This is a genomic window from Arcicella sp. GW458-12-2-14-TSB2 (assembly GCF_059423785.1).
Window position 1 is genome coordinate 11,674 of sequence record NZ_JBWKYN010000016.1, and the last position, 25,392, is coordinate 37,065.

25 protein-coding genes, 1 tRNA gene and 1 pseudogene are annotated in these 25,392 nt (G+C 34.7%); 13 read left to right on the forward strand and 14 right to left on the reverse strand.

What is annotated here, in order from left to right; genetic code table 11:
- Window positions 1-215: 215 nt before the first annotated feature.
- The 5 genes from AC07XN_RS04000 to AC07XN_RS04020 all read left to right on the forward strand — a co-directional run bounded on the left by AC07XN_RS04000 (window position 216) and on the right by AC07XN_RS04020 (window position 4,747).
- The gene (locus AC07XN_RS04000) at window positions 216-1,238 is read left to right on the forward strand and encodes a sensor histidine kinase (protein WP_494742107.1); all 1,023 of its coding nucleotides are present in this window, start codon (window positions 216-218) and stop codon (window positions 1,236-1,238) included.
- On the forward strand, window positions 1,235-2,014 hold the full coding sequence (locus tag AC07XN_RS04005) for a LytR/AlgR family response regulator transcription factor (RefSeq protein ID WP_494742108.1): 780 nt from the start codon (window positions 1,235-1,237) through the stop codon (window positions 2,012-2,014). Before AC07XN_RS04000 ends, AC07XN_RS04005 begins: the two co-directional genes overlap by 4 nt.
- Before the next feature lie 162 nt (window positions 2,015-2,176).
- Complete coding sequence (locus AC07XN_RS04010) at window positions 2,177-2,569, forward strand: DUF4890 domain-containing protein (RefSeq protein ID WP_494742109.1); 393 nt, start codon at window positions 2,177-2,179, stop codon at window positions 2,567-2,569.
- Window positions 2,570-2,614: 45 nt separating this feature from the next.
- Window positions 2,615-3,664: an alpha/beta hydrolase gene (locus AC07XN_RS04015; protein WP_494742110.1), complete on the forward strand. Its 1,050-nt coding sequence runs from the start codon at window positions 2,615-2,617 to the stop codon at window positions 3,662-3,664.
- Window positions 3,665-3,682: 18 nt separating this feature from the next.
- Entirely contained in the window at window positions 3,683-4,747 is a 1,065-nt protein-coding gene (locus tag AC07XN_RS04020) for a serine hydrolase domain-containing protein (RefSeq protein WP_494742111.1), read from the forward strand.
- On the opposite strand, the gene AC07XN_RS04025 is transcribed toward AC07XN_RS04020, so the two are convergent.
- The 4 genes and pseudogenes from AC07XN_RS04025 to AC07XN_RS04040 all read right to left on the reverse strand — a co-directional run bounded on the left by AC07XN_RS04025 (window position 4,740) and on the right by AC07XN_RS04040 (window position 7,465).
- On the reverse strand, window positions 4,740-5,996 hold the full coding sequence (locus tag AC07XN_RS04025; RefSeq protein ID WP_494742112.1) for a Na+/H+ antiporter: 1,257 nt from the start codon (window positions 5,994-5,996) through the stop codon (window positions 4,740-4,742). The genes AC07XN_RS04020 and AC07XN_RS04025 overlap by 8 nt on opposite strands.
- Before the next feature lie 112 nt (window positions 5,997-6,108).
- Window positions 6,109-6,436: pseudogene (locus AC07XN_RS04030) on the reverse strand (DMT family transporter).
- Between the two features lie 145 nt (window positions 6,437-6,581).
- Window positions 6,582-7,007, reverse strand: coding sequence for an organic hydroperoxide resistance protein (locus AC07XN_RS04035; RefSeq protein WP_309916507.1), 426 nt, complete (start codon window positions 7,005-7,007; stop codon window positions 6,582-6,584).
- Between the two features lie 23 nt (window positions 7,008-7,030).
- The gene (locus AC07XN_RS04040) at window positions 7,031-7,465 is read right to left on the reverse strand and encodes a MarR family winged helix-turn-helix transcriptional regulator (protein ID WP_309916504.1); all 435 of its coding nucleotides are present in this window, start codon (window positions 7,463-7,465) and stop codon (window positions 7,031-7,033) included.
- 171 nt (window positions 7,466-7,636) lie between these two features.
- On the opposite strand from AC07XN_RS04040, the gene AC07XN_RS04045 reads away from it, so the two are divergent.
- Window positions 7,637-8,635, forward strand: coding sequence for a phosphotransferase enzyme family protein (locus AC07XN_RS04045; RefSeq protein WP_494742113.1), 999 nt, complete (start codon window positions 7,637-7,639; stop codon window positions 8,633-8,635).
- A gap of 187 nt (window positions 8,636-8,822) precedes the next feature.
- Here the strand turns inward: AC07XN_RS04045 and AC07XN_RS04050 are convergent, their stop codons facing one another.
- Complete coding sequence (locus AC07XN_RS04050) at window positions 8,823-9,122, reverse strand: thioredoxin family protein (protein WP_309916497.1); 300 nt, start codon at window positions 9,120-9,122, stop codon at window positions 8,823-8,825.
- A gap of 261 nt (window positions 9,123-9,383) precedes the next feature.
- Between AC07XN_RS04050 and AC07XN_RS04055 the strand changes: the two genes are divergently transcribed.
- Window positions 9,384-9,986: a TetR/AcrR family transcriptional regulator gene (locus AC07XN_RS04055; RefSeq protein ID WP_494742114.1), complete on the forward strand. Its 603-nt coding sequence runs from the start codon at window positions 9,384-9,386 to the stop codon at window positions 9,984-9,986.
- Between the two features lie 77 nt (window positions 9,987-10,063).
- A complete protein-coding gene (locus tag AC07XN_RS04060) occupies window positions 10,064-10,813 on the forward strand; it encodes an SDR family oxidoreductase (protein ID WP_494742115.1) in 750 nt (249 codons plus the stop codon).
- A gap of 43 nt (window positions 10,814-10,856) precedes the next feature.
- Here AC07XN_RS04060 and AC07XN_RS04065 read toward each other — a convergent pair whose 3' ends face one another.
- A complete protein-coding gene (locus AC07XN_RS04065) occupies window positions 10,857-11,237 on the reverse strand; it encodes a winged helix-turn-helix transcriptional regulator (RefSeq protein ID WP_309916486.1) in 381 nt (126 codons plus the stop codon).
- Between the two features lie 130 nt (window positions 11,238-11,367).
- On the opposite strand from AC07XN_RS04065, the gene AC07XN_RS04070 reads away from it, so the two are divergent.
- Complete coding sequence (locus AC07XN_RS04070; protein WP_494742116.1) at window positions 11,368-11,724, forward strand: DoxX family protein; 357 nt, start codon at window positions 11,368-11,370, stop codon at window positions 11,722-11,724.
- 102 nt (window positions 11,725-11,826) lie between these two features.
- On the opposite strand, the gene AC07XN_RS04075 is transcribed toward AC07XN_RS04070, so the two are convergent.
- The 3 genes from AC07XN_RS04075 to AC07XN_RS04085 all read right to left on the reverse strand — a co-directional run bounded on the left by AC07XN_RS04075 (window position 11,827) and on the right by AC07XN_RS04085 (window position 15,948).
- Window positions 11,827-14,178, reverse strand: a complete 2,352-nt coding sequence (locus AC07XN_RS04075) for a M1 family metallopeptidase (RefSeq protein ID WP_494742117.1) — start codon at window positions 14,176-14,178, stop codon at window positions 11,827-11,829.
- A 152-nt stretch (window positions 14,179-14,330) separates the two neighbouring features.
- Window positions 14,331-15,350, reverse strand: coding sequence for a DNA polymerase III subunit delta (gene holA, locus AC07XN_RS04080; RefSeq protein ID WP_309916478.1), 1,020 nt, complete (start codon window positions 15,348-15,350; stop codon window positions 14,331-14,333).
- Complete coding sequence (locus tag AC07XN_RS04085; protein ID WP_494742118.1) at window positions 15,337-15,948, reverse strand: acyl carrier protein phosphodiesterase; 612 nt, start codon at window positions 15,946-15,948, stop codon at window positions 15,337-15,339. Before AC07XN_RS04085 ends, holA begins: the two co-directional genes overlap by 14 nt.
- A 108-nt stretch (window positions 15,949-16,056) precedes the next feature.
- On the opposite strand from AC07XN_RS04085, the gene AC07XN_RS04090 reads away from it, so the two are divergent.
- Entirely contained in the window at window positions 16,057-16,569 is a 513-nt protein-coding gene (locus tag AC07XN_RS04090; protein ID WP_309916473.1) for an FKBP-type peptidyl-prolyl cis-trans isomerase, read from the forward strand.
- 128 nt (window positions 16,570-16,697) lie between these two features.
- A complete protein-coding gene (locus AC07XN_RS04095; RefSeq protein ID WP_309916470.1) occupies window positions 16,698-17,156 on the forward strand; it encodes a deoxycytidylate deaminase in 459 nt (152 codons plus the stop codon).
- Between the two features lie 151 nt (window positions 17,157-17,307).
- Here the strand turns inward: AC07XN_RS04095 and AC07XN_RS04100 are convergent, their stop codons facing one another.
- The 5 genes from AC07XN_RS04100 to AC07XN_RS04120 all read right to left on the reverse strand — a co-directional run bounded on the left by AC07XN_RS04100 (window position 17,308) and on the right by AC07XN_RS04120 (window position 23,016).
- Complete coding sequence (locus AC07XN_RS04100; protein ID WP_109744482.1) at window positions 17,308-18,171, reverse strand: sigma-70 family RNA polymerase sigma factor; 864 nt, start codon at window positions 18,169-18,171, stop codon at window positions 17,308-17,310.
- A 150-nt stretch (window positions 18,172-18,321) separates the two neighbouring features.
- A complete protein-coding gene (gene pnp / locus AC07XN_RS04105; protein WP_309916468.1) occupies window positions 18,322-20,451 on the reverse strand; it encodes a polyribonucleotide nucleotidyltransferase in 2,130 nt (709 codons plus the stop codon).
- 223 nt (window positions 20,452-20,674) lie between these two features.
- Window positions 20,675-20,950 (reverse strand): 30S ribosomal protein S15, encoded by a 276-nt coding sequence (gene rpsO / locus AC07XN_RS04110; protein WP_184135770.1) that lies wholly within the window; start codon window positions 20,948-20,950, stop codon window positions 20,675-20,677.
- A gap of 73 nt (window positions 20,951-21,023) precedes the next feature.
- On the reverse strand, window positions 21,024-22,511 hold the full coding sequence (locus AC07XN_RS04115) for an LptF/LptG family permease (protein WP_309916465.1): 1,488 nt from the start codon (window positions 22,509-22,511) through the stop codon (window positions 21,024-21,026).
- 112 nt (window positions 22,512-22,623) lie between these two features.
- Window positions 22,624-23,016, reverse strand: coding sequence for an START-like domain-containing protein (locus AC07XN_RS04120; protein WP_309916462.1), 393 nt, complete (start codon window positions 23,014-23,016; stop codon window positions 22,624-22,626).
- A 329-nt stretch (window positions 23,017-23,345) separates the two neighbouring features.
- Here AC07XN_RS04120 and AC07XN_RS04125 point away from each other — a divergent pair.
- Both AC07XN_RS04125 and menD read left to right on the forward strand, forming a co-directional pair.
- Window positions 23,346-23,419: transfer RNA gene (locus tag AC07XN_RS04125), tRNA-Met, on the forward strand.
- Between the two features lie 87 nt (window positions 23,420-23,506).
- A complete protein-coding gene (menD, locus tag AC07XN_RS04130) occupies window positions 23,507-25,225 on the forward strand; it encodes a 2-succinyl-5-enolpyruvyl-6-hydroxy-3-cyclohexene-1-carboxylic-acid synthase (RefSeq protein ID WP_494742119.1) in 1,719 nt (572 codons plus the stop codon).
- The last annotated feature ends 167 nt before the right edge of the window (window positions 25,226-25,392 follow it).

Genomic DNA, 25,392 nt, shown 5'->3' on the forward strand with positions numbered 1-25,392 from the left:
TAAGTCATCTCATACGCAATTTGTAGTGGCTTATTAAGATAAATATCCTATTAATAGACTAATATTCTGGATTTGGAATACTAGTCTATTATCCTTTGTAAATGAATAGTTTGATATTAAAATTCACCCCCTTCCTTCGTATACTTCACTGCCTAAATTATCAGCTTTATACCATCTTGTCTATTCTTCTAATGAAATATTTCATAATTTAGAATATGGATAAGCATGAAAGACGTATTTGTATATATAGTTCATTATTGATAGTATTGGTTGTAAATTCACCAAGACTATTGGCTTTGAGAGAGAACGGTATTATAGCACGTTACTGGCAATTTGATTTGGTCGAGTACAGCTTTCAATTTTTGTATAATCTATTATTTTGTTTAATATTATTTTATATAAACCTTTCAAAAGACAAAAGTTTAGCCTTGTACTTGTTAAAGAAAAGATACAACCTTTACTTCTTGGCTAACATCATTGTTATTCTACTCTTTATAATCATTGGAAGTTTTATCCAATCTAATCTATTTTTCGAAAATCATTTACCGGGAGTGGTGGTCAGAGGTTATTTTGCGCGTTTATTGTTTAGTGCTGTGCTAATAGGTATTATTATTAGAATACTACTATTACTACGAGAAAGTAAACTTAAAGAGAAAGAAAATGAACAATTAAAGCGTTTTTATCTGGAAGCACAATTACAATTATTAAAAGAACAATTGAATCCTCATTTACTATTTAATTCCCTGAGTAGCTTGTCGGGAATTGTACGAGAAGACCCTAAATTAGCGCAGTTTTATATCATCCATCTTTCTAAAGTATTTAGGAATGCCTTAGAAAAGTCAGGTACAATGTTGGTTTCACTAGCAGAAGAATTAAGGGTACTTAAATCTTATGAAGAGCTTTTAAAAATGCGTTATGAGAAAGCATTTCGCTTAGTGATTATGATTGATGAACATTATCTTAATTTTACTTTGCCACACTTATCTCTTCAACCTTTATTAGAAAATGCTATCAAACATAATGCTGTCAGTTTAGAAAGACCTTTGGTCATAACAATTTATGTGGAGGATGAATGGCTAGTAGTTAGTAATAATTTACAAGAAATAATCTCGCCTGAGAATAGTACTGGGATTGGTCTGGTTAATCTTAACGAACGCTTTCGTTTGCTTAAGCTTAAAGAGATTGACATAAAAAAAACAAAAGACACATTTTTAGTTAAATTACCGTTAATACCATGAATCCGTTACGTATAGTTATCGTAGAAGATGAACCTGTTACAGCCCGTAACTTAGCACATATATTGCTAAGCATAGATACTAATATTAATATCGTGGATATGCTTAAAGGGGTAAATGAATCAATAGCTTGGTTTACGTTAAATCAAACTAATTATGACCTTGTTTTGATGGATATTAGGCTTGCTGATGGGTTATCGTTCGATATTTTTAAAAAAGTAACCATTAATAAGTCAGTTGTATTTGTGACAGCTTATCATGATTATGCTATTGAGGCATTTAAAAATAATGGGATAGATTATATTCTCAAACCTTTTGATGAACAAGAAATAAAGCGTGCATTAGATAAATATAATAACCTTGTTAGAACGTATAGTGAGGAGTCCGAAACCATCAAGTTTACAAAATTGCTAGAGGAATTTAAGGTGGGTATTAAGTCTTACAAAAGGTCGTTCTTGGTAAACTATCGGGATAAATTAGTTCCTTTAGAGACGACCAAGATTGCTTGGTTTTATACAGCAAATGAGATTGTTTATGGACATACTGCCGACGGTCAGCAATATATTATGGAGTTTACGTTGGAGCAACTTGAAGAGCAAGTAGACCCTGCATTATTCTTTAGAGCAAATAGACAGTTTATTATTAATCGTACAGCTATCAAAGAAATAGATTTTTATTTTAATGGACGCTTCTCTGTTAAAATAAATCCAGCACCACTAGAACGGGTGCTAATTAGCAAAGCACGTGTACCAGAGTTCAAAAGTTGGATGAATCGATAAAATATTTCACCTGCTAATTTTCCAGTCTTACCTTATTTTTAGCCCATCCTTTATTTTTCTTTATCAAATTTGTAACGTAATCGTGAGTGCATACGGTCTTTATAATACCTATGTTATGTAGCATTATTGTGATAATAAATAATATCAAAAAATAGAAATTTCATGAAAATTAGGAAAATTACTACTGGGCTAGTCACCGTATTAACCCTGTTATTCTTTAGCCAGCTGACTACAGCACAAAATACGTCTGTTATAAAAAATACGAGTCCAGAAGAAAGAGCAGAGCTTCTTACAGACTTGATGAAAAGCAAACTTGGTCTTGATTCAGTACAGAGTATTAAAGTACAAGCCATAAATCAGAAATATACACTTAAAAATGAGCCAATCTTAAAAAGCAATGCGGGTAAGTTTTCAAAATTCAAGCAAATAAAAAAACTACAGAAAGAAAAAGATGAAGAACTAAAAAAAGTATTTACTACCGAGCAGTTTAATCAATATCAGGCTTTTGAAGCTGAAATGAAGCGTAAAATTAAAGAAAGGATAAAACAGCGATAAGCTTGATAAAACAATTTTGCAATAAAATTAAAAAGCTCTAAAAAAATGGGAAATATTTTTTTAAAAATAAGTATCTTATTGATTCTTGCAGTTGCTTGTTCACAACATGATGGTACAGATATGGTAGAACCTGTTGTTGATAACCTTCAAGGACCTATTCCTAGACCAGTTTCAGGCTATGGAGCAGATGGTACGAATAAAGTAGCTGAAATAGACTTTCCTAATCCGCAATATGCAGGAACAAAAGTAACAATATTTTATCCTGAGGGTATTACTTCACCTAGACCAACAATATTTTATTCACATCCTTATGGAGGTGAAAACAAAGAATACAATAGAGGTTTATTTGAGTTTATCGCCAAAAAGGGATATGTTGTTGTATTTGTACCGTATTCTACAGCATCTGGTGTGGGAATCGATTATCGTTACAATACTTTATGGTTGGGCTTTTTAAAAGCAGTAACAGATTATCCAAATATTATTGATACTAAAAAGGTTGGTTTTATGGGACATTCATTTGGTGGAGGAGCATCTATTGGATTGGGATATAAGGCTTTTGTAGAAAAAGGATGGGGTGAAAACGGAAGATTCCTCTTTACAATGGCACCGTGGTACAGCTTTCAAATTACTTCAGAACAGTTGAAAAATTTCCCAACTAATACTAAAATGATAACGCAGGTATATGATGAAGACATCTTTAACGATCATAGAATGGCGATTGATATTTTTAAGAACAATAATATTACTAATGCAGAAAAAGATTTTTATTATCTCAAATCTTCAACTGTAGCAGGTTATTACTACTCAACAGGACATAACCTCCCAAATAGCCGTTCTGCTTATGACGCCTATGATTATTATGGAGTATATCGCATATTAGATGCCATGATTGATTATAGTTTTAATAATAGTCTGTCAGGTAAAAATGTAGCATTAGGCAATGGTTCTATAGAACAGATAACAATGCCTAGCTATAAGTCAGAAATGATGACACCATTGGAGGTATCTGATAATCCGACACCCAAATATGCTCAAAGTAAATATGAGTTTCAGTGTAGAAGCCTTGATAACCCTAGAGTTTTAAATTGTGATTGAGTAAATAATTTTGGAATAATGAAAAAAATAGGATTAATACTGTCGTTATTAATAGTGTTTGTAAACAGCTATGCACAACAGTCTTTTGAAAAGGTAGATAAATGGCTTGATGATAATGTGGCAAGCATGGGTGGGCGACTGATGTTAGTTGTTTACAAAGATGGAAAGACTGTTTATAGCCATTCTGTAAATCAAATGAATAATAAACAGCGGATGGTAGGGAGGTTTATTGCTAAACGACAAGGTAAAACGGTAGATTTTGATGATTTCACAGAAACGTCTAAACTACAAATTGCTAGTTGTAGTAAATGGTTAAGTGCCGCATTAGTGATGACGTTTGTAGATGAAGGTAAATTAAAACTGACGGATACTGTAGGTAGATTCTTGCCTGTTCTTTCAAGAAATGGGAAGGGTAATATTACCATTAGCGAATGCCTATCACACATGACAGCTATTCAATCCCCTGATTTGAGAAAGAATCTAAGAGAAATGAGACAGATTAATAGCATGGATGAAGCGATAGCTCAAATAGCACAATATCCTATGGAGGGTACTCATGGTAAGGTTTTTCGTTACAGTAATACTGGTTTACAAATAGCAGGGGCGGTCATTGAAAAAATTAGTGGTAAGAGTTTTGAAACGTTGTTTGCAGAAAGAATTGCCAAACCTTTGGAGATGAAGAATACAGATTTTGGTAAAGGTAAAGTAGCTTTACCTGCTGGTGGGGCAAGTAGCACACCTAATGATTATATGAATTTCTTAATCATGATATTGAATAAAGGTACGTTTAATGGCAAAAGAATCCTTTCTGAGAATAGTATTGCTGAAATGCAAGTGAACAGAGTGACTGAGGCAGTTAAAGTTGCTTATTCACCAGCAGAAGCGGGAACATTAAGTTACGGTTATGGCGAATGGCTGATGGGAAATAACATTGTTAGTAGCCCAGGGTTATTTGGAAGTTTTCCATGGGTGAATAATGATAAAAAATATTGTGCATTTTTAATGGCTTTTTACCTTAAACCAGACGGCAGACAAAAGAAATATGCAACACTGAAAAAAGTAGTGGAGGAGGAGCTTAACTAACCTCCTCCTTTTTATTTAAGCGTTTTACAATCCACGGCAAAGTAAGCCCCTGACCAAGAATGGTGAATAAAACCATGGCGACGGAAATGAAAATAATGGTATTCCGCATCGGAAAAGGTTGACCATTTTCAAGGGTTACGGGTAATGCTAAGGCAATTGCAAGGGATACGATACCACGCATGCCAGACCAACTGATAATGATACTATTATTCAAATCTAGTAGTGCATCAAAAGTGACTTTGCCACGTTTGTCTCGGAAACCTCGTTGTAAGTTAATCTTCTGTAAGAATACACGTGCCATTCTGATTAATAAGGCTACTATTGTAATCAAAAATGCATAACCAATATTAGGAAGAATCTGTGTTTTATCGATACTCGTTAAAACAATAGGAAACTGTATGCCTATCAGGATAAATATTAATCCATTCAATAAGAAGATATTTATCTCCCAAAAGTTTAATGATTGTTGTTTTAATTCTTTAGGGAATTTTGCTCTGCTCAGTCTCGCCATGCTTAAACCTAAAATTACGACTGCAATTACACCAGAAACATGAATTTCTTCTGCTAAAAGGTAAGTAACAAAAGGCATCAACACCATAAGACTGATAATGGCTAAGTGATTTTGTCGAAACCAACGGAGTGTATAAGCTAAGATTACACCCATCACTAAGCCTATGGCTAGGCCGCCTAATAGCAATATGATAAACTCTAAGGTAGCTTTCCACCAGACAAAAGCAACACCTGTAACCGATGCTACCGCAAAACGATAAGCTACTAGTGCTGATGCATCATTCACCAAGCTTTCTCCTTCTAAGATAGTCGTCGTTTTGTGTGAAAGTCCCAATCCCTTTGTAATGCCTATAGCAGCTACTGCATCAGTAGCCGAAAGAATAGCACCTAATACAAAAGCTACCGACCAACTCATGCCTGGAATGCAGTAACGTCCGATAACAGCAATGCCCAAAGTTGTAAGAAATACCAATCCTATGGCTAAAGCACTGATTGTTTGTGCATGCGTTTTGAATTCTTTGAAAGAAATGTTGAAAGCAGCATCGTATAGGAGTGGAGGAAGAAATATTAGCATAATAATTTCAGGGTTAATCTCTATATTAGGAATAGAAGGAATGAATCCTATGGCCATGCCCACAGTAATAAGTACGATAGGGTTTGGCAATTTTATCTTCTCTGCGATGGCAGTAAAGACAATCATGAGGGCTAATATAAAAATAACGATGCTATAATTCTCCATGGTTAGGTTTGCTTATTGAAGTAAGGATAAACCACTTTGTATAAAGAGGGTTTATAAAAGGTAATGATTATAGGACTTTAATATTGCGATTCATTACCAATTTGATGATAATTTAATGAGATATTGATTTTAAACCAACTATTGAACCAATAAGGGTGATAATAAAGAAAACTCTCCAAAAATTGATTGGTTCTTTGAAAACTAATATTCCTATTAATACAGTACCTACTGCACCAATGCCTGTCCATACAGCCATAGGCCGTTCCGATTGGTAATGTTTGTGTTGCTTTGATTAATAATAACATACTAGAGGTTAACGCTACTAAAAATCCAGCATACCATAAATAAACCTCATTACCTGTTACCAATTTAGCTTTTCCTAAGCAAAAAGCAAATGCTACTTCAAACAACCCCGCAATAATTAAAATAATCCAGTTCATGATTTTTGTTTTTTTTTACAAAATTCATAAATAATAAGATACCTTTGGTCAATTAGTAGCTGATTGTTTATATTCTTTTAAAAACAATATAGCCTGCCAAATATCAATTTAGCAGGCTATATTTAGATGTAATTGAAGAGGGCAATTACCCTTCTGTCGTTACAGTTAATGTCACTTCGATATTTCCTCTCGTAGCATTCGAATATGGACATACCTGATGAGCTTGTTTAACCAATTCCTCAGCCTGTGCTTGTTCCACACCTGGCACATTTACAAAAAGCTCTACTGATAAGCCAAAACCTCCATTTTCAATTTTGCCAATACTTACAGCAGCTTTAACTGATGTTTCTCCAGTAACGGCTTTAGACATCTTAATAACCAATTTAAGGGCACTATCAAAACATGCTGAGTATCCAGCCGCAAAAAGCTGTTCAGGGTTAGTATAGTTATCATTAGCACCTCCTAATGCTTTAGGCATACGAACTTCTAAATCCAAAATTCCGTCAGAACTTTTTACGTTGCCATTTCTTCCGCCAGTAGCAGTAGCTACGGCTGTATACAATTTTTCCATTGTTATCGTTTTGTTGATTTATATTAAATATTCTTTGATTCTTTTACTTCTAATAGCTTATCGATTTGGGCTTTCAACATTAAAAATTGTTCTTCATCAGTCTCCAATTCCTTTATTAATGTGTAGGGTAATGATAATGCTTGTTCTTTAAGGGCTTTTCCTTTTTCAGTGATGGTAATGTCAACTAATCTTTCATCTACCTCAGAGCGGTTTTTAGTGACTAAGCCATTTTCAATCAATCGTTTAAGCAAAGGTGTTAGTGTGCCACTATCTAGCCATAGTTTTTTCCCTAATTCTTTTACCGTTACTTGATGGTGTTCCCACAAAACTAGCATCACTAAGTACTGTGGGTAAGTCAACCCCATTTTTTCAAGATGTGGACGATAAAGAGAGGTAATATGCCTTGATAAAGCATACACTGGAAAGCATACTTGATTTTCGAGCTTTAAAATATCCATCGCTGTATTGATTATTGTGTAAAATTAAATTGTACACAATTAAATAACAAGTGATTTTGCAAATATTTTTACAACAAATGAAAAGTTTTTAATTTTAAGGAGGTATTTGATGTTTTTATACATAAAATATCATGTTTTGCTTACCTTTGCACCCCTTCAAAAAAACTTACTATGAACGCTCTTTTCCCAACCCAGTACTCAGCAGTTTCAACAAAAGCCTTGAATGCATTCCTTAATGAAAAATATGGCTTTAATATGTTTTGTCGCTTATTGATTAGGAATGTCAGCGATACCTATCTGTTAGAAGATGATACGAAGAAGTATATCTTCAAGATTTATCGAAATACACATAGGAGTTTGGAAGAAATTAAAGCAGAAGTAGAGTTGCTTCACCATTTAAAAAACAATGGGGCAAAAGTAGCCTATCCAATCCCAGATCAGGAAGGGAAAGATATTCAAGCATTTAATGTAGCGGAGGGAATAAGGTATGGTGTGTTGTTCTACTTTGCACCAGGAAAACCTATATTTGATTTAAGTACGGAGCAATTGCTTACTATTGGCAGAGAAATGGCGGTGAACCATAATATTAGCTCGAAAGTAACATTAAATTATGAACGAGAGACTTTAGACATTAATGCTACACTACTTACTCCTTTAGAGGTGATTAAACCAGCTTTTAAAGATTTGCCAGAAGAATATGAATACCTAAGAGAAACGAGCCTTAAAGTAATTGATAAACTAAATCAGTTTGATACCAAAGATTTCGGTTATGGCTATTGTCATTACGATTATTTACCGAAAAACTTTCATTTTGACGAAAAGGATAACATCACTTTTTTTGATTTTGACTTTTTCGCAAAAGGTTTTCTAGTAAATGATGTTATGACTTTTTTTGTGCATTTTTTCTTCCATGTACATTATAAAGCCATTACTCAGGAACAGGCAGATGCTGATTTCAAGATTTTTATTAAAGGATACCGAGAAAACAGAGTATTATCAGAGGAGGAGATAGCGATGATTCCGTATTTAGGCTATATGTTCTGGATGTATTTTTTCAAATATCATTTCGAACACTTTGAAGATTGGTCAAATTTCTTTTTTACCCATAAATTCATCAAGGAAAGGGTAGGACTTATCAAGAAATGGGTAGACACTTTTTGTAAATTTTAAATAAAATAATGATTGTACAAATCTTTATTTTATTGGAGTGCGATTACATCTGTGATATTTCCATCCTTATCACTAACGAGGGACTTAAGTCTCTCGTTAGTGATAAATAAACAGATTATCCATTATTTATATAATTGTGAGTAATCGTTAGTACTTAAGTAGTACCCTAATGAAAGGTAATACTGATTTACCAAATACTTCTAACAGCTTGTTTAGCTTTCGCCAAAGTAATCATTCCAGTGTGACGCCACTTTTGTTTGCCATTTTTAAAGGCAATCAGCGTAGGCACTGCTGTTATATTATACTTCTTCCTTAAAACTGGATTTTTATCAATATCAATTTTTATAATTGAAACTTCCTCATCTAGTTCATCTACTAACTGACTTAAAATGGGTGTTATTTTTTTACATGGAACACACCATTCTGCTGAAAAGTCAATAATAACTGGCGTTGAGGAGGCTATTAGTTCTTCGAATGTACCTGTCATTTTATTTTAATATTTTATACTGAAATTAATAAACAGCTTTATCTATACATAGAGTTCATTATCTGTTTAATTTATCAAGAGAAACTGTTTTACAAAATTAGTGTATTCTCAGCATTGTTGTCATTGAACTAGTTCAAGAAAAATAATTTATAAAATTTATCAGTAAAATTTTGTTTTTAATATACCGATTGGTATATTTGTGTCGTCGATTTAACAATCGAATATTTTTTTCTAAAATGAAATACCAAACAGTATATAGAGATGGCTTTTATTCCAAGATCTGAAAAAACTAGGGCTTTTATTATTGAAACTACCGCAGGTATTTTTAATAAAAAAGGGTATGCGGGAACTTCAATGTCTGATTTAACAGAGGCGACAAAACTCACCAAGGGAAGTATTTATGGTAATTTCGAAAACAAGGAAGAAGTAGCTTTAGCAGCCTTTGAATATAATTTATCACAAAGAAATCAACTCATTGCTCGACAATTAGAAGCGTCAAACAGTAATTATGATAAGTTGATGGCATTCCCTATTATCTATAGTAGTGCAGAGATGAGTTGTTTTCTGGAAGATGGTGGATGTCCTTTGTTAAATACGGGTGTAGAAGCTGACGATGCAAATGAACTTTTCAGAATCAAAGTAGCTGAAGGTGTAACGCGTTGGAAGCAATCATTAGAAAATATTATTACGGCTGGTATCGAAGCCCAAGAGTTTAGCGCTAATACTGAAATCAGTAAAACTGCTACATCCATCATTGCTTTAATACAAGGGGGTGTTTTTTTGACAAAAACCACTAAAAATCCAGTATTATTAAATCAATCATTAGAAACAATTAGAGAAATGATTCAAAAAATAACCTTGTAGGGAGGTATTTTTTTTGACAATAAATATACCAATTGGTATATGATGATTTTAAAAATAACAAATAATTAAATACAATAATGAAAACTCAAAACAACACAATTTTAATTACTGGCGGTAGTGCTGGTATTGGCTTTGAAATGGCTAAATTATTTTCTCAACATGGAAATAAAGTGATAATTACAGGTAGAAATGCTGAACGTTTAAACAAAGCAACTGCACAATTAGAAAATGTTACTTCTTTTGTGTCTGATGTTACGAATGCAGAAGATACTGAGCAATTGGTAGCAATACTGAAAAAAGATTTCCCTAGCCTGAATATTGTTATTAACAATGCTGGCTTTGCACATGTCTATAATCTAATTGATACCAGCGTCAATGTGTTTGAAAAATCACAAGAAGAAATAATTACCAATTATTTATCGATTGTCAGATTAAATGAAAAGTTATTGCCACTCTTAACACAAAATGGAGATTCAGCAATCGTCAATGTATCTTCTATCGTAGCCTTTGCACCTGCTTTTTCTATCCCTAGTTATTCTGTTTCTAAAGCAGCTTTGCATTCATATAGCAAAATCTTACGTTATACGCTGGCTAAATCTACCAATGTTAAAGTATTTGAATTGATGCCTCCTTTGGTTGACACTGATTTTTCAACTGAGATTGGTGGAAGTAATGGTATCAAACCTAATGTAGTAGCAGAAAGATTGTTTGAAGGTTTGAAAAATGATGAATACGAAATTCATGTAGGCTTCACAGCAGATTTTTACCAATTGTATCTATCATCACCTGAAAAAGCCTTAGAAGCATTAAACTCGCAAAATGCTTAAAAGTAATATCCTAGCAATCGCTGTATTGACCAAACACCGATTGCTAGGACATTATTTTTTTACGATGGTCAATTCCCCAATTTATCATTTCAATAATTAAGCCATTAAGGCTTTGTCCGTATTCAGTTATTTCATACATCACTGTGATAGGTTTTGTGTTACAAACTGTTCGGGTAATTAACTGATGACTTTCCAGATTTTGAAGTTCCTTGGATAGCATTTTAGACCCAATACCATCCACATGCCTTAATAAATCCATAAATCTTTTTTTGCCATCAAAACTAAGTGTAGCAATAATTTGAATTTTCCATTTACCTGCTAGCAATTCCATTACATCACGGGCAGCTAAAATACCCTGTGTATGGTCTTGAGCACAGCTTTTTTCGATAGCTTCTTTTATTTCTTCTTGGCTCTTTAGTTTCATAATACAAAGTTATGGCTTATGATTTCATAATGAATGTTAGTTTCCTCAAAGAAACTACTTTCCTTTAGGAAACTAATAGTAAATAACGCAAAAAAATATTTGAATTTTGTCAAAACAAAATATTAAATAGATGAAAAAAGAAAAAATAATTTATTGGATAAGCACAGGTTTAATTTCAGCAGCCATGCTTATGAGCAGTTTTATGTATTTAAGTAAAAATCCTGAATTGCTTGCAAATTTTAAATTGTTGGGATATCCAGCATACTTTATCCCAATGTTAGGAACTGCCAAATTGTTGGGCGCTATCAGTTTGCTGAATCCTTGGTTTCCGAAGCTAAGAGAATGGGCTTATGCAGGCTTTGCCTTTACTTTTATCGGCGCTATTTGGTCGCACATTGCAACTAGTACACCGTTTATGCCTGCATTGGTACTATTAGCTATATTAGGTGTTTCTTACTTTTTTAATACAAAAACTGAAAAAGTATAGTTGTGAGCTTTGAGTGATGAGCTATGCTACTTACTTAATAAAAAATCCCGAGTTGTTAACAACTCGGGATTTTTTTATGAAGCATTTGAAAGCTATATTTTATTAGTTTTTAGCCCCTTGAATAGCTCCACTTTGTGCTTGTTTTTGCAATTGCATAGGATTTGACTGAGCTTGACGGCTTTGTTTAAATACTTGAAAACGAGTTGGTTCTTCTGGTTCTCTTGGAAAAACATTGCTTTTTGTATCAATATCAGCAATTTCAAAGAAAGGATCAAGTGTCCATTTTGTTACTTTTTTATCAGTAGGAATCACTTTTTTAATTTCCTTATCATTCAAACGCCAAATTTCGGCTGGGTATCTAAATACTTCGCTAGTGCCATCTTCGTAATTTGCTTTTACGATTACTGGCATTGGCAAACCTCCAACGTTTTTAACATTTAATACATAAAAGTTTTTATTACCCTGTACCAAACCTTTCTCTTCATCGCTCAAGCCTGCTGTAGCTTGTTCAAATCTCTTTTTCTCAGCTTCAGTTGTCGTGTATTTGTCATAACTATTGTAGAAATCTCTCATGTCTGGATTTTCTTCTACAACTGTTTTAGGAATATCTGTTTTGTTACGGATATTGCTCATTGTCTGGCGTTTAGCTTGGTCGTCAGCTTTAGCTTTTTCTGCTTTCTTTTCTGGCGAAACATTATCTATCCCAAACCATTCTACATTCTCAAGCGATAAATCTACTGGCTCAACACCATAGAACCAACCTTTCCAGAACCAATCTAAGTCCACACCCGAAGCATCTTCCATCGTACGGAAGAAATCTTGAGGAGTAGGGTGTTTAAATGCCCAACGACGTGCATATTCTTTGAAAGCAGCATCGAATAACTCTCTGCCCATTACGGTCTCACGCAAGATGTTTAATGCCGTTGCGGGCTTGGTATAAGCGTTTGGCCCGAAGCCCATGATATTATCAGAACTCGACATAATTGGCACTTGTTGACTTTTGTCGGTACGCATATAACCTACAATGTCCTGAGGCTCACCAGATGCATCAAAATTTCTATCCCATTCTTTTTCAGCCAATTGTTCACAGAAAGTATTCAAGCCTTCATCCATCCATGACCATTGTCTTTCGTCAGAGTTCACAATCATCGGGAAGAAGTTATGACCTACTTCATGAATTACTACGCCAATTAAGAAATCTTTTGTTCCTTGTGAATAAGTCCCGTCAGCTTCTGGTCTGGCACCGTTGAAAGAAATCATCGGATATTCCATACCGCCTACTGGGCCATGTACTGACTGCGCTACTGGATAAGGATAAGCAATCGTTCTCTTAGAATAAGAACGAAGCGTATGAGCAACCAACATCGTTGAATACTGTCCCCAAAGTGGATTAGCTTCTTTAGGATAAGCCGACATTGCCCAAACTTTCTTTCCTTCAATGTTTACCTGCATAGCATCCCAAATGAATTTTCTTGAACCTGCAAAAGCAAAATCTCTTACATTTTGTGCAGCGAAAACCCAAGTTTTATTTCCTGTAGGCTTACCTTTTTCAGCAGCAACAGCCTCATCTTGTGTGACAATCAAAACAGGACGAGTAGCAGTTTTTGCTTGTTCTAATCTTTTGGTTTGAGTAGCACTAATTACTTGTGCAGCATTTTGTAATTCACCTGTTCCCAAAATAACGAAATCGTTAGGAGCGGTGATACTTACTTTATAATCTCCAAAAGGAACAGTAAATTCGCCTTGTCCTAAGAATTGTTTATGTTGCCAACCGTTTATATCATCATAAACGCACATTCTTGGAAACCACTGAGCCAATTCGTATAAATAATTTCCATCTTTTGGAAAATATTCATAACCACTTCTTGCACGAGTAGCGATGGCATCTGTAATGTTGAAATTCCAATCAATTGAGAAAGAAAAAGCAGCACCCGACTTTAATGGTACTGGCAAGTCGATTCTCATCATTGTTTCATTGATGGTATATTTTAAAGCATTACCCGCTTTGTCTTTTACCGCGGTAATTTTATAACCATATTCTCTCGGAGCTACTCCAGCAACACTATTTAATCTTGCAAAAGAAGTACCCTTATCAGTCAAGGTTGATGTTTGCGAAAGTTGGGCAATACCACCTTTTTTGAAATTGTTTTGATCCAATTGAACCCACAAATACCCAAGTTCGTCTGGAGAAAAGTTTTTGTAGGTAATTACTTCAGAGGCAGTCATTGATTGATTCTGGTCATTCAATTCGGCTTTGATGTCATAATCAGCACGGTTTTGCCAATAACTTTTACCCGGAGCACCAGAGGCTGCTCTGTATGAATTGGGAGTTGGCAGTATATTCCCGAGTTGCTCGAAACGATTATTGCCATTGTACTGACCTGCTTGCTGTGCCAAAGCTTGTATGCTACAAGCAATCAGCATCAAACAGGGAGATAGGAATCTTTTAGTCATGATTGATAGTTTGAGTGAATGAATAATTTGAACGAATTTAATGAAAAAGAAAATTGAATCTTATTTTTTTAGACGTTTGATAGGCTAATACGTCTTTAACTTGAAAAAACAGCTTACTTTTGAGCTGATTGAGAATACTTGTATTCTCAATTTTAATGTAAAATCTTAAACGTTATTTCTCGCAATGCTTCTCCATCGGTCATTGAGCCACTGTCAATTCCTTTTGATTTTAAATCCAATTTCTTAATCTCACTAATAATATAGACTACCTTTGACAGATTATAATTTCTAATCGCCAAAGAGTAATCTTTTGTGAAAAATGGATTTACGCCTAATACGCTTGCTAAACCTTTTTCAGACTTATCAGGTGTAACGTGGGTAAGCAATACTTTTGAAAAGAAATTAAAAAGCATCATGACAATAGGAGCTAGCGGATTGTCTTTAGGATTGGCAGCAAAAAAGTTGACAATTTGGTTGGCTTTTAGTACATCACGAGTAATCAAGGCTTTTTGAAATTCAAAATAGTTATATTCTTTGCTAATGCCTACAAATTTCTCAACGACATGCGCATTGATTTCTTCATCTACACGAAGGTTCAGCACAATTTTGTTGATTTCGGATGCCAAACGTTTTAAATCATTGCCAACGTTTTCAATTAACATCTCAATCGCTTTCCTGCTGATTTTCAATCCCTGTTCATGGCAATACTCTAATATCCAGTCTGGAATTTTATTATCATACAGCTTTTTAGAAGGCATCACCACGCCATTTTTATCAAAGGCCTTTATCCATGCTTTCCTTTCATCTACTGAATCTTTGAACATCAAAATAAGGATAGTAGAGTCAAGCGGTTTTTGGGCATAAGCTTCCAAGGCTACTTGCATGTCCTTTTGTTCTAATCCTTGAATGCCCTGTGCTTCCTTCACCAGAATCAATTGTTTGTCAGACATCATGGGAAAACGCTTGGCATACGATAATAAGGAAGGTACATTCAAGTCTTTTCCAAATAATACAAATTGGTTAAAACTTTTATCACCATTTCCTAAAGCATGTTCTTCTAAATAATCAGCAACTTTATCTATATAATAGGGCTCATCACCATGCAATAAATACAACGGTGCGTAGGTCTTTTTCTTTAATTCTTTTAATACTTCAGTACTAGATTTTGGCATTCTTTTGTTTTGCTAAAATATTTTGACAATATACGATGAGTTCGGGGAAGAAAACTTGAAATTCGTCTAAATATAAATCATAATCTCTTTTTAAATCTTCAGTAGCATTTTCAATGCCTGATTCAAAGTGTAGCCTTCTGGAAATCCCTTTCAACGACCATTCAATACCTTCATAAGTAGCATATCCACTGAACCAGTCTGTCGTTACCATTGAATTAATCATTCTGTCCATCTTGGCAGGCATATCTTTTTTTCGAGCAGTAATCAACGCATAAAATGCTTTACTATACTCTAGTAAGGATAAAGGCGAATAATGTTGAAATGTTTTCGCTAAAAGGTGGTCGTAAAATACATCTACCACTATTCCAGCACATTTATGGTATTTAGGCTGAAGTCTCTGAATACTTTTTCTAACAATAGGGTGTGCATCGGTAAAAGAATCTATTGCTCTATGCAAAATAATACCATTTTTAATCCCTTCATTGATGAAAGAATTGTGCTCATTATCAAGGTTTCCTTTGATAAAATCGCCCATGAGATTCCCGATTTTTATATCATCATCATCGCCAGATAGAAAAGTATGTGCTAAAAAATTCAACTTTTATGTTTTTTTTATTGTTCTGAGACCATAAAGTTAAGGAAAAACCCTTACGTTTGTGGCAAATACGGGTCCCTCAACGAAAACACTATCAAAAAACTTAGTACAATGCAAATTTCAAATGAAAAGGTTGTTACCTTAACATACGAGCTAACAGTTACAGATGCTGATGGCGTAAAAGATTTAATAGAGACTGTAGAGCAAGAAGACCCAATGGTTTTTATTCAAGGTTTAAGCGGTTTACCTGAAGCTTTTGAAGAAAAAATTCAGGGACTTTCTGCGGGTGATAGCTTTGAGTTTTCAATTCCTGCTGAAGACGGGTATGGTGAATACGACCCTTCGGCCGTTGTAGAGTTACCAAAAGAGATTTTCAAAGTTGATGGCGAATATGTAGAAGAAATGTTAGAAGTTGGTAATTTCTTACCAATGACTGATGATGCTGGTAATCGTTTGAATGGAAAAATTATTGCTGTTGAAGATACTTTAGTAAGAATGGATTTTAATCACCCGTTGGTTGATAAAGAAATGTTTTTTAAAGGAACTATCGTTGCAGTAAGAGAAGCTACTCAGTCGGAACTAGACCATGGGCATGTACATGGAGATGGCGGAGTACATCATTAAGAGTTTATGAGTTTAAAGTATTAGCGTTCATACTGGTGAATTTCGCTTTTATGAAATTTTGTACTTTAGACTCATTTACTTTACACTCATAAACTTAATACCTTACCACTCATAAACTTCTAAAACGTATGCAGAAACCTGCTTTTGATGATATTTTTATGGATTTGGCAGTTAACTTAGCCAAACGTTCTCATTGTGTAAAAGCACAAGTAGGAGCGGTGCTCACTAAAGATACTCGTATTATTTCGATAGGCTATAATGGTCCTCCTGCTGGAACACATAACTGTGATATAGAATTTCCGATAGACGGTTGTGAGCGAGATTCAAAAGGAAGTTGTTCATTAGCCTTGCATGCGGAACAAAATGCTATTTTGTATGCAGTAAAAAATGGCTCAAGCATTGAAGGTTCAACAATTTATGTGACCTTGTCTCCGTGCATTGCCTGTGCAAGAATAATTTTTACGATGAAGGTCGCTAGAGTAATTTACCTAAATTCTTATGCCGAATACAAAGGAATCCCTAAAGATGAAGGAGTGGAGTTTTTAAAGAAATTTGGTGTTGAAGTGGTGCGGTATAGAAAAGACTAGATGACTTTAAGACTAAAGGACTTAAGGATTAGAAAAGACTGAAGGATTTAAAAGACTACAGGATTTAAAGACTATAAAAGATTGAAGGACTTAATGACTCAAAGAATAAAATCTTAAAGTCATTAAGTCCTCCAGTCTTAAATCCAAAAGTCTACCCAAGATAAGTTTTTAATGCTTTACTTCTAGAAGTATGTCTTAATCTACGAATAGCTTTTTCTTTGATTTGTCTAACACGTTCACGTGTTAAATTGAATTTCTCTCCGATTTCTTCTAACGTCATAGCGTGTTCGCCATTCAAGCCGAAATATAAAGTAACTACATCTGCCTCACGTTGTGTTAAAGTAGACAAAGCTCTTTGAACTTCGCGACGAAGTGAATCATTAATTAATCCTGAATCTGGTTTATCTTCACCGTCATTTTCCAAAACATCCAACAGTGAATTTTCTTCACCTTGTACGAATGGTGCATCCATCGAAACGTGACGACCCGAAATTTTTAAAGTATCAACAACTTCACCTGTTGAGATTTCTAATACTTCTGCTAATTCTTCAGGAGTAGGCTCGCGCTCAAACTTCTGTTCTAATTCAGAAAAAGTTTTAGAAATTTTATTAAGAGAACCAACACGGTTAAGCGGTAAACGTACAATACGAGATTGCTCAGCTAAAGCTTGCAAAATTGACTGACGAATCCACCAAACAGCATAAGAGATAAATTTAAAACCACGAGTTTCATCAAAACGTTGAGCAGCCTTAATCAAACCTAGGTTTCCTTCGTTAATTAAGTCACCTAAGCTAAGCCCTTGATTTTGATATTGTTTTGCTACGGATACCACAAAACGAAGGTTTGCCTTCGTTAGTCTTTCTAATGAAAGTTGATCCCCGTCACGAATTTTCTGAGCTAAAATAACCTCCTCCTCTGGTGTCAATAAATCCACCTTGCCAATCTCTTGTAAATATTTATCAAGTGACTGACTCTCTCTGTTAGTAATTTGCTTACTAATTTTTAGCTGTCTCATATTATCCTTGTTATATTTTTAAATGGTTAACAAATCCAAATGTTAAAAACCAAACAATTATATAAAGACAAAATGTTCAGAATATAATCGTTTGGTAAGATATATTTTTTAGTTCGTTATCAAAAGAACGTAATAAAATGCGGATTTGTTCTAATTCTTTTCTGGTTTTGGTAAAAGAGCTTTACGTGATAAGCGGAACTTGCCAGTTTTCTTATCAACTTCAATCAATTTTACTTTTACTTGTTCTCCGATTTGTAGTACACCTTCCACTGTTTCTAAACGTTCCCATTTGATTTCAGAGATATGTAATAAACCATCTTTGCCAGGTAAAAACTCAACAAATGCACCAAATGGCATAATTGACTTTACAATACCATCGTAAACTTCGCCTTCTTCAGGAATCATCACAATTCCTTTAACCATAGAAACGGCTTTGTCCATCGACTCTTTGTTTGAAGAGAATATAGAAACATAACCACCATCTGGTTTTTCTTCAATCGTAACCGTTGCGCCAGATTGTTTTTGAATATCTTGAACAATTTTACCACCTGGTCCGATTACTGCTCCAATTTGGTCTTTCAAAATTTTGATAACCATCGCTCTTGGCGTATGAGGCTTCATTTCAGGCCTAGTTGCTTGGATAGCTTCCTTCATTTTACCCAAAATGTGTAAACGTCCACGTTTTGCTTGATCCAAAGCTTCCGCTAATACTTCATAAGAAAGGCCATCTACTTTGATATCCATCTGACAAGCAGTGATACCATTTTCTGTACCTGTTACTTTGAAGTCCATATCTCCTAAGTGATCTTCATCACCTAAAATATCAGAAAGAACGGCATATTTACCAGTTTTAGGATCAGAAATCAAGCCCATAGCAATACCAGAAACAGGAGCTTTGATTTTTACACCAGCATCCATTAATGCTAAAGTACCAGCACAAACAGTAGCCATTGATGAAGAACCATTTGATTCTAAAATATCAGAAACTACACGGATAGTATAAGGATTGTCGGCATCAGCAGGTAATACTTTTTTGATAGCACGCATCGCTAAGTTACCATGACCAATTTCACGACGACCTGGACCTCTGTTTGGTTTTACTTCACCTGTAGAGAAACCAGGGAAGTTATAGTGCAACATAAAACGGTTGTAACCAGATGTCATTGCTTGGTCAACGATTTGTTCATCTAGTTTAGTTCCTAATGTTACAGTAGTAAGCGACTGTGTTTCACCACGAGTAAATACAGCCGAACCGTGTGGAGAAGGTAAATAATCAACTTCGCAAGTAATTTGACGAATTTCATCTAATTTACGTCCATCCAAACGATAGCGTTCGTTTAATACTAATTGACGAGCCGCTTCTTTTTCAATATCATGGAAATACCATTTTGCTAACGTTTTATTAACAGTAGTATCTTCTGGTAATGATGTAAAGTATTCCTCTTCAATAGCTTTGAAAGAATCTTTGCGACCACTTTTACTTGGATTAGCTAATTTTACGGCGTCATAAAACTTCGTAAAATAAGTATCCCAAAGGAATTTTCTCAATTCTTCGTCATGTGTTTCGTGATTGTATTCGCGCTTAGCAGTTTTACCTGTTTCAGCTGTTAATTCAATCAAGGCAGCACATTGGATTCTGATAGCATCATGTGCAATTTTCAAGGCAGCAAGCATGTCAGTTTCAGAAATTTCATTTCCTTCACCTTCAACCATCAAAATATCGTTCACGTTTGCAGCAACTAGTAATTCTAGTTCAGCATTAGCAATTTGAGAAGTAAGAGGGTTGACAACAAATTCGCCGTTGATTTTGGCAATACGAACCTCAGAGATTGGTCCGTTGAATGGAATATCAGACACTGCAAGGGCTGCGGCAGCGGCTAAACCTGCAAAAGCGTCTGGTGTGACTTCAGCATCTGCAGAAATCATCGTAATCATTACTTGTGTATCAGCATGGTAGTCAGATGGGAAAGTAGGGCGTAAAGCTCTATCTACTAAACGACTTACCAGAATTTCATAGTCTGAAAGTCTTGATTCTCTGCGTAAAAATCCTCCAGGGATTTTACCAGCCGAAGCAAATTTTTCTTGATAATCAACTGATAGGGGTAAAAAATCTGTACCTTCTTTCGCTGTTTGGCTAGATACTACAGTTGCCAAAAGCATCATGTTTCCGCTTCTCACGACCACAGACCCATCTGCCTGTTTTGCGAGTTTACCTGTTTCGATGGTAACTTCTTTACCATCGGGCATTATTATTTTCTTCGTAATTACGTTAAAAGACATATTTTTTGATTAATTACCTTGATTGATTAATAGTTTAACGTACCAAACAAGGTTTTTGTTGGATGTTGATTCGCAAATTCTTCTGTTCGTCAATGTTTAATTTATCCTTAAAATTGTTTAGAGAAACTACTTTACTGACGAACCACCAAAAAATTGACGAGTACCCAAAGAGAGGAAATGTAAGCAGGGAATCTTTTTCAAGACTCCCTGCTTTGAAAGAAAATTACTTTCTAATGCCGAGTTCAGCAATGATAGCACGGTAACGAGTAATGTCTGTCTTGATTAAGTAATCTAACAAACTTCTACGCTTTCCAACCAACTTTAAAAGACCCATACGAGTAGAGTGATCCTTTTTGTTTTTCTTTAAGTGTTCTGTCAAATGAGAGATTCTGAAAGTAAACAAAGCGATTTGCGACTCTGCAGAACCAGTATCAATTTTTGACTTCTCATGTCCACGAGATTCGAAAATCCCCTGCTTTACTTCTGAAGTTAAATACATCTTCAACCAGTTTAAATTGTTATAAAATATGAAAACGTGCAAAAATAACGTTTTTTCTTGCTATTAACAAATCTTAACTGTAATTATTGAAAAATCTCTTCGAAAACTTTGCTTTTTTAAGCTTTTCCTTCAGTTGATTAAAGTAAACAATATAAGCATCACTTTCAAATAGGCGAGAATCGTTTTTGGCTTTGTTTAAAAAATACAACCCAATTAGGAACAATACTGTGTTTGAAATCCATGCACCTATTTGTACGATTACCCTACTTTCTTTGGCTGCTTTGTCGCCCTGCTGCGTCATTACATACATCAATATGAAAAATACGATAGCAATAACTACTGGCAAACCAAAGCCACCTTTTTTAATAATACCACCCAAGGGCGCACCAATCAAAAACATGACAAACACTGCAATAGCATTCGTGAATTTATGATGCCATTCAAGATTCGTTTTCCTTAAGTCCTCGTCCTTAGAAGTTAATACCGAAACATTGCTTTCAGCAAAACTAAGGGCATTGTTAACCTGCGAAATGGCGAAATCAAGACTTTGATAAGGGTTAGCTGTATGGACATCTCGCTTTTTAATGAGAGAGTCTATCGAACTCATCTTCATTTTTTTGAGTTTCTTCTGGTCTTCGTTTAATAATGGTGGAAATTTGTTCATCTCAAACAAATAATACGACCGTGCATTGTCATAAAAATTGCCTCTTATTCGATTAAAGTCCCTTTTGAGCGAATCAGCATCTTTGGCTAATTCTTCATAACTTCTCATCATTTGATAATGCTTAAACTGTTCTTCTTCGGTTTTGTGCATATCAAAAGCCGCTAAGCTCATCACTACCTTACTTTTCCGAAAAGCATGCGTAACCATATCAGTCTGATTTGTATTGCTTGTTTTGTCAGCATCTTCTACATAATCGTTACCATTAAAAAGCTCAAAAATCAAATATTGTTTATCCATGATGGTGTACATCAATGCAGAATCGGCCAATGTTAGGTGTTTGTTCCCATCGTTTTTGGTATGGTCGAATATGACAATATTCTTTAAAGTCTTGTTATCTGGGTATTTTTTTGAGACTTTTATGCTGTAGCCAGGCAAATCATTATAGAAAATACCTTCTTTGATATTTAAAGTGGTTTTCGTTGTTTTAATATCATATAGTAAACGATACCCTTTTAGGTTTGCCCAAGGCAAGGCAACATTATTGAACCAAAAAGCAAACAGGGTAATTAATACCGTGACAATAAACATTGGTTGCATGGCTCGAGTAATTGAAATCCCTGCACTTTTGATAGCTGTTAATTCAAAAAACTCGCCTAATTTTCCATAAGTCATTAATGTAGAAAGAAGCATTGCTAAAGGCAAGGCTATCGGAATGGTAATTAAGCTGAAATAAAAGAAAAGTTCGAAATATACTTCAACCCCTAAATCTTTACCAAAAAGGTCAGCGAAGTATACTAGGATAAGTCTCATCAAGAAAATGAAAATTACTACGGCTAGTGTTAATACAAATGGTTGCCAAAAGGACTTAATGATAAGTTTATCAAGTTTCTTAATCATATAATATAATTAAAACGCTCGTATTTCATTAAAGAAACACGAGCGTTGAGTGCGCTCTGTTAAGGAAACGCAAAATTAAATATTTTTGAGTTGATACGCTTGTTAAATAAGCTTAATTGCCAACAATTTCTTTGAGCTTATAAATTAAATCTTCCCACAGTTCATTTAATTCGCTTTCATCTGTATTATCAGAATAATCAACAATTTTTAAATAAGTAGAGCCTGTTAAGTCACTTACTTCCATTTTGAACTCAATATAATTATGGTCTCTGTCTTCAGGGCTACTGGGTAAAAAATCAAATTTGGCCGATTTATTTAACCTCAATTGTGAAAGCTTTGCAATATGACTATCGCCATCCCAAGAAAAATCAAATGTTGAACTGTCTTTCAAGGTGACTTTCTCTGCAAACCACTGTTGTAAGCCAGACGCTGAGCTAATGTAAGGAAAAAGTACCTTAGGAGAGGCTCTCAATTCAAATTCTACAATAAATTTATGTTTGCTCATAATCCTAACATTTAAAGGTAATTAAATCACTAAATTACTCGAAGAAACAATTTATCCAGATAGATGTCGAGTAATTGACTACCGAAACTCTGTTTTGGCAAAGGTATAAATGTTAGAGAAATACGCAAGCTTTTTTTTTAATTTCAAAAAATTTACTTTTTCTCCTATAAAAAATGTATTACGGTTCCTTGTTGATTCTCAATTATTTATACGACATTTTGAGGAATTAATGATGAAGTTAAAAAAATAATTTGAATAAAAAATGAAAGTATTTCTAAAATACCTTTGCATTTGAATGCAAAAGCACTAATTTTGCACCACAATACGACAGCGGGATAGCTCAGATGGTTAGAGCGTAGGATTCATAACCCTAAGGTCGGCAGTTCGATCCTGCTTCCCGCTACTTATTAAAAGCGTAATTAATTGAAATTCAATTGGTTACGCTTTTTCTTTTTATCAATATTTAGTGTTTACTAATCTGTAAGTATCTATGCTTTTACAACCGATTGTAAATCTTGTAGAAATTCTTTCAAGAAAAGGTGTTCATCATGCCATTATTTCACCCGGTTCACGGAATGCTCCATTAACAATTGCTTTGGTGCGTCATCCTGCTATTGAAACATGGTCGATTTCTGATGAACGTTCCGCTGCTTTTATTGCGTTGGGGATGGCTCAAAACCTTAGCAAACCCATGGCTATTTGTTGCACTTCAGGCTCAGCAGCTTATAATTACGCGCCCGCAGTGGCCGAGGCTTTTTTTCAAGAAGTTCCTTTGATTATTCTGACAGCAGATAGACCCAAAGAGTGGATTCATCAACATGACGGGCAAACAATCTATCAAACAGATATTTTTGGGAAGCACGTAAAGCAAAGCTTTGAAATAGGGGCTGATTACAGCCATCCAGATGCTATCTGGCATATCGAACGAACAGTTAATCATGCCGTAAATCTCGCCAATACTTTTCCTAAAGGACCAGTTCATATTAATATTCCCCTCAGAGAGCCTTTTTATCCACTTGAAAATGAAGTAGTTGTCTCTGATGGTAGTGTGAGAGTAATAGAAAGGGTTGAAACATCTAATGTTCTCTCAAACGAGGTATGGGCTAATCTTTTAGCAAGTATTGAGCAATATGATAAGGTATTGATAGCAGGCGGGCAAAATGAATTTGACCCTGATTTAACAAATATATTAGAGAAGTTACAAGACGAATTTAATTTCCCTGTAGTTGGAGACTCCATCTCAAATTTGAAATTCAACGTGATTTCTAATCAGGATGTTTTTCTGCAACAAGATGCTGAAAACTTAGCACCAGAATTATTAATTACATTTGGAAAATCCTTTATTTCAAAAAGTTTTAAAACCTTTTTGAGAAAAAATAAGGCTATCGAACATTGGCACTTAAGTTTAGATAATCACCTGATTGATACCTTTCAATCGTTGACCAAAATACTTCCTGTTCAACCGCTGTATTTCTTTTCCAAACTATTAGAAGAAATAGATTTCTCTCAATTCAAAAACGGAGATGATGAAGAAAGAAGTAGTGATTATTTGGACGCATGGAAAAGAAATAGCTTCAAGGCAAACAATTATCTTGAGCATTTTTTCTTAGAAAACTTCCATCAACATCAGTTAAATGAATTTTATGCCATCAAGAAACTATTAGATGCCTTACCTGCTGATAGTCAACTACATTTGGCTAATTCCATGTCAGTAAGATATGCCAATTATATAGGAACTGACCCAACTAAGAAAATAGAAATATTTGCCAATAGAGGAACAAGCGGGATTGATGGTTGTGTAAGTACTGCTGTTGGTGCTGCCCTGAGTACTACCAAACGGGTGTATCTATTAATAGGGGATTTAGCTTTTTTCTACGATAGAAATGCCCTATGGAATCGTTATATGCCTGATAACCTTAATATTATTTTGATGAACAATCATGGTGGTGGAATTTTCAGAATAATTGACGGCCCAAGTAAACAGGCTGAGTTAGATGATTATTTTGAAACAGTTCAATCATACACCGCTGAAAAAACAGCCTCTGAAGCGAATTTAGAGTATTTTAATGCAAAGACCGTCGAAGAGTTTCATCAATTGTCAATAGCTTTTCTTCAACCAAATGGAAAATCAAAAATCTTCGAAATAGAAACAGATAGTAAATACAATACTGAGATATTCAAGAAATTTAAAGCAGGCTTTGCGCTTTAAGTTAAACTAAGCATGAGTCATCCCGAATTTTAAAATCATAAAATAGCGGTTGAAGTTAGTTTTTCGACTGCTTTTTTGTGATTGATGAACAACGAATTCCTACTGTTTGAGCGAAGCGAGTTTAGGAATTCTTGATTTTTTTGTTACTTTTTGCATCAAGGCAAAAA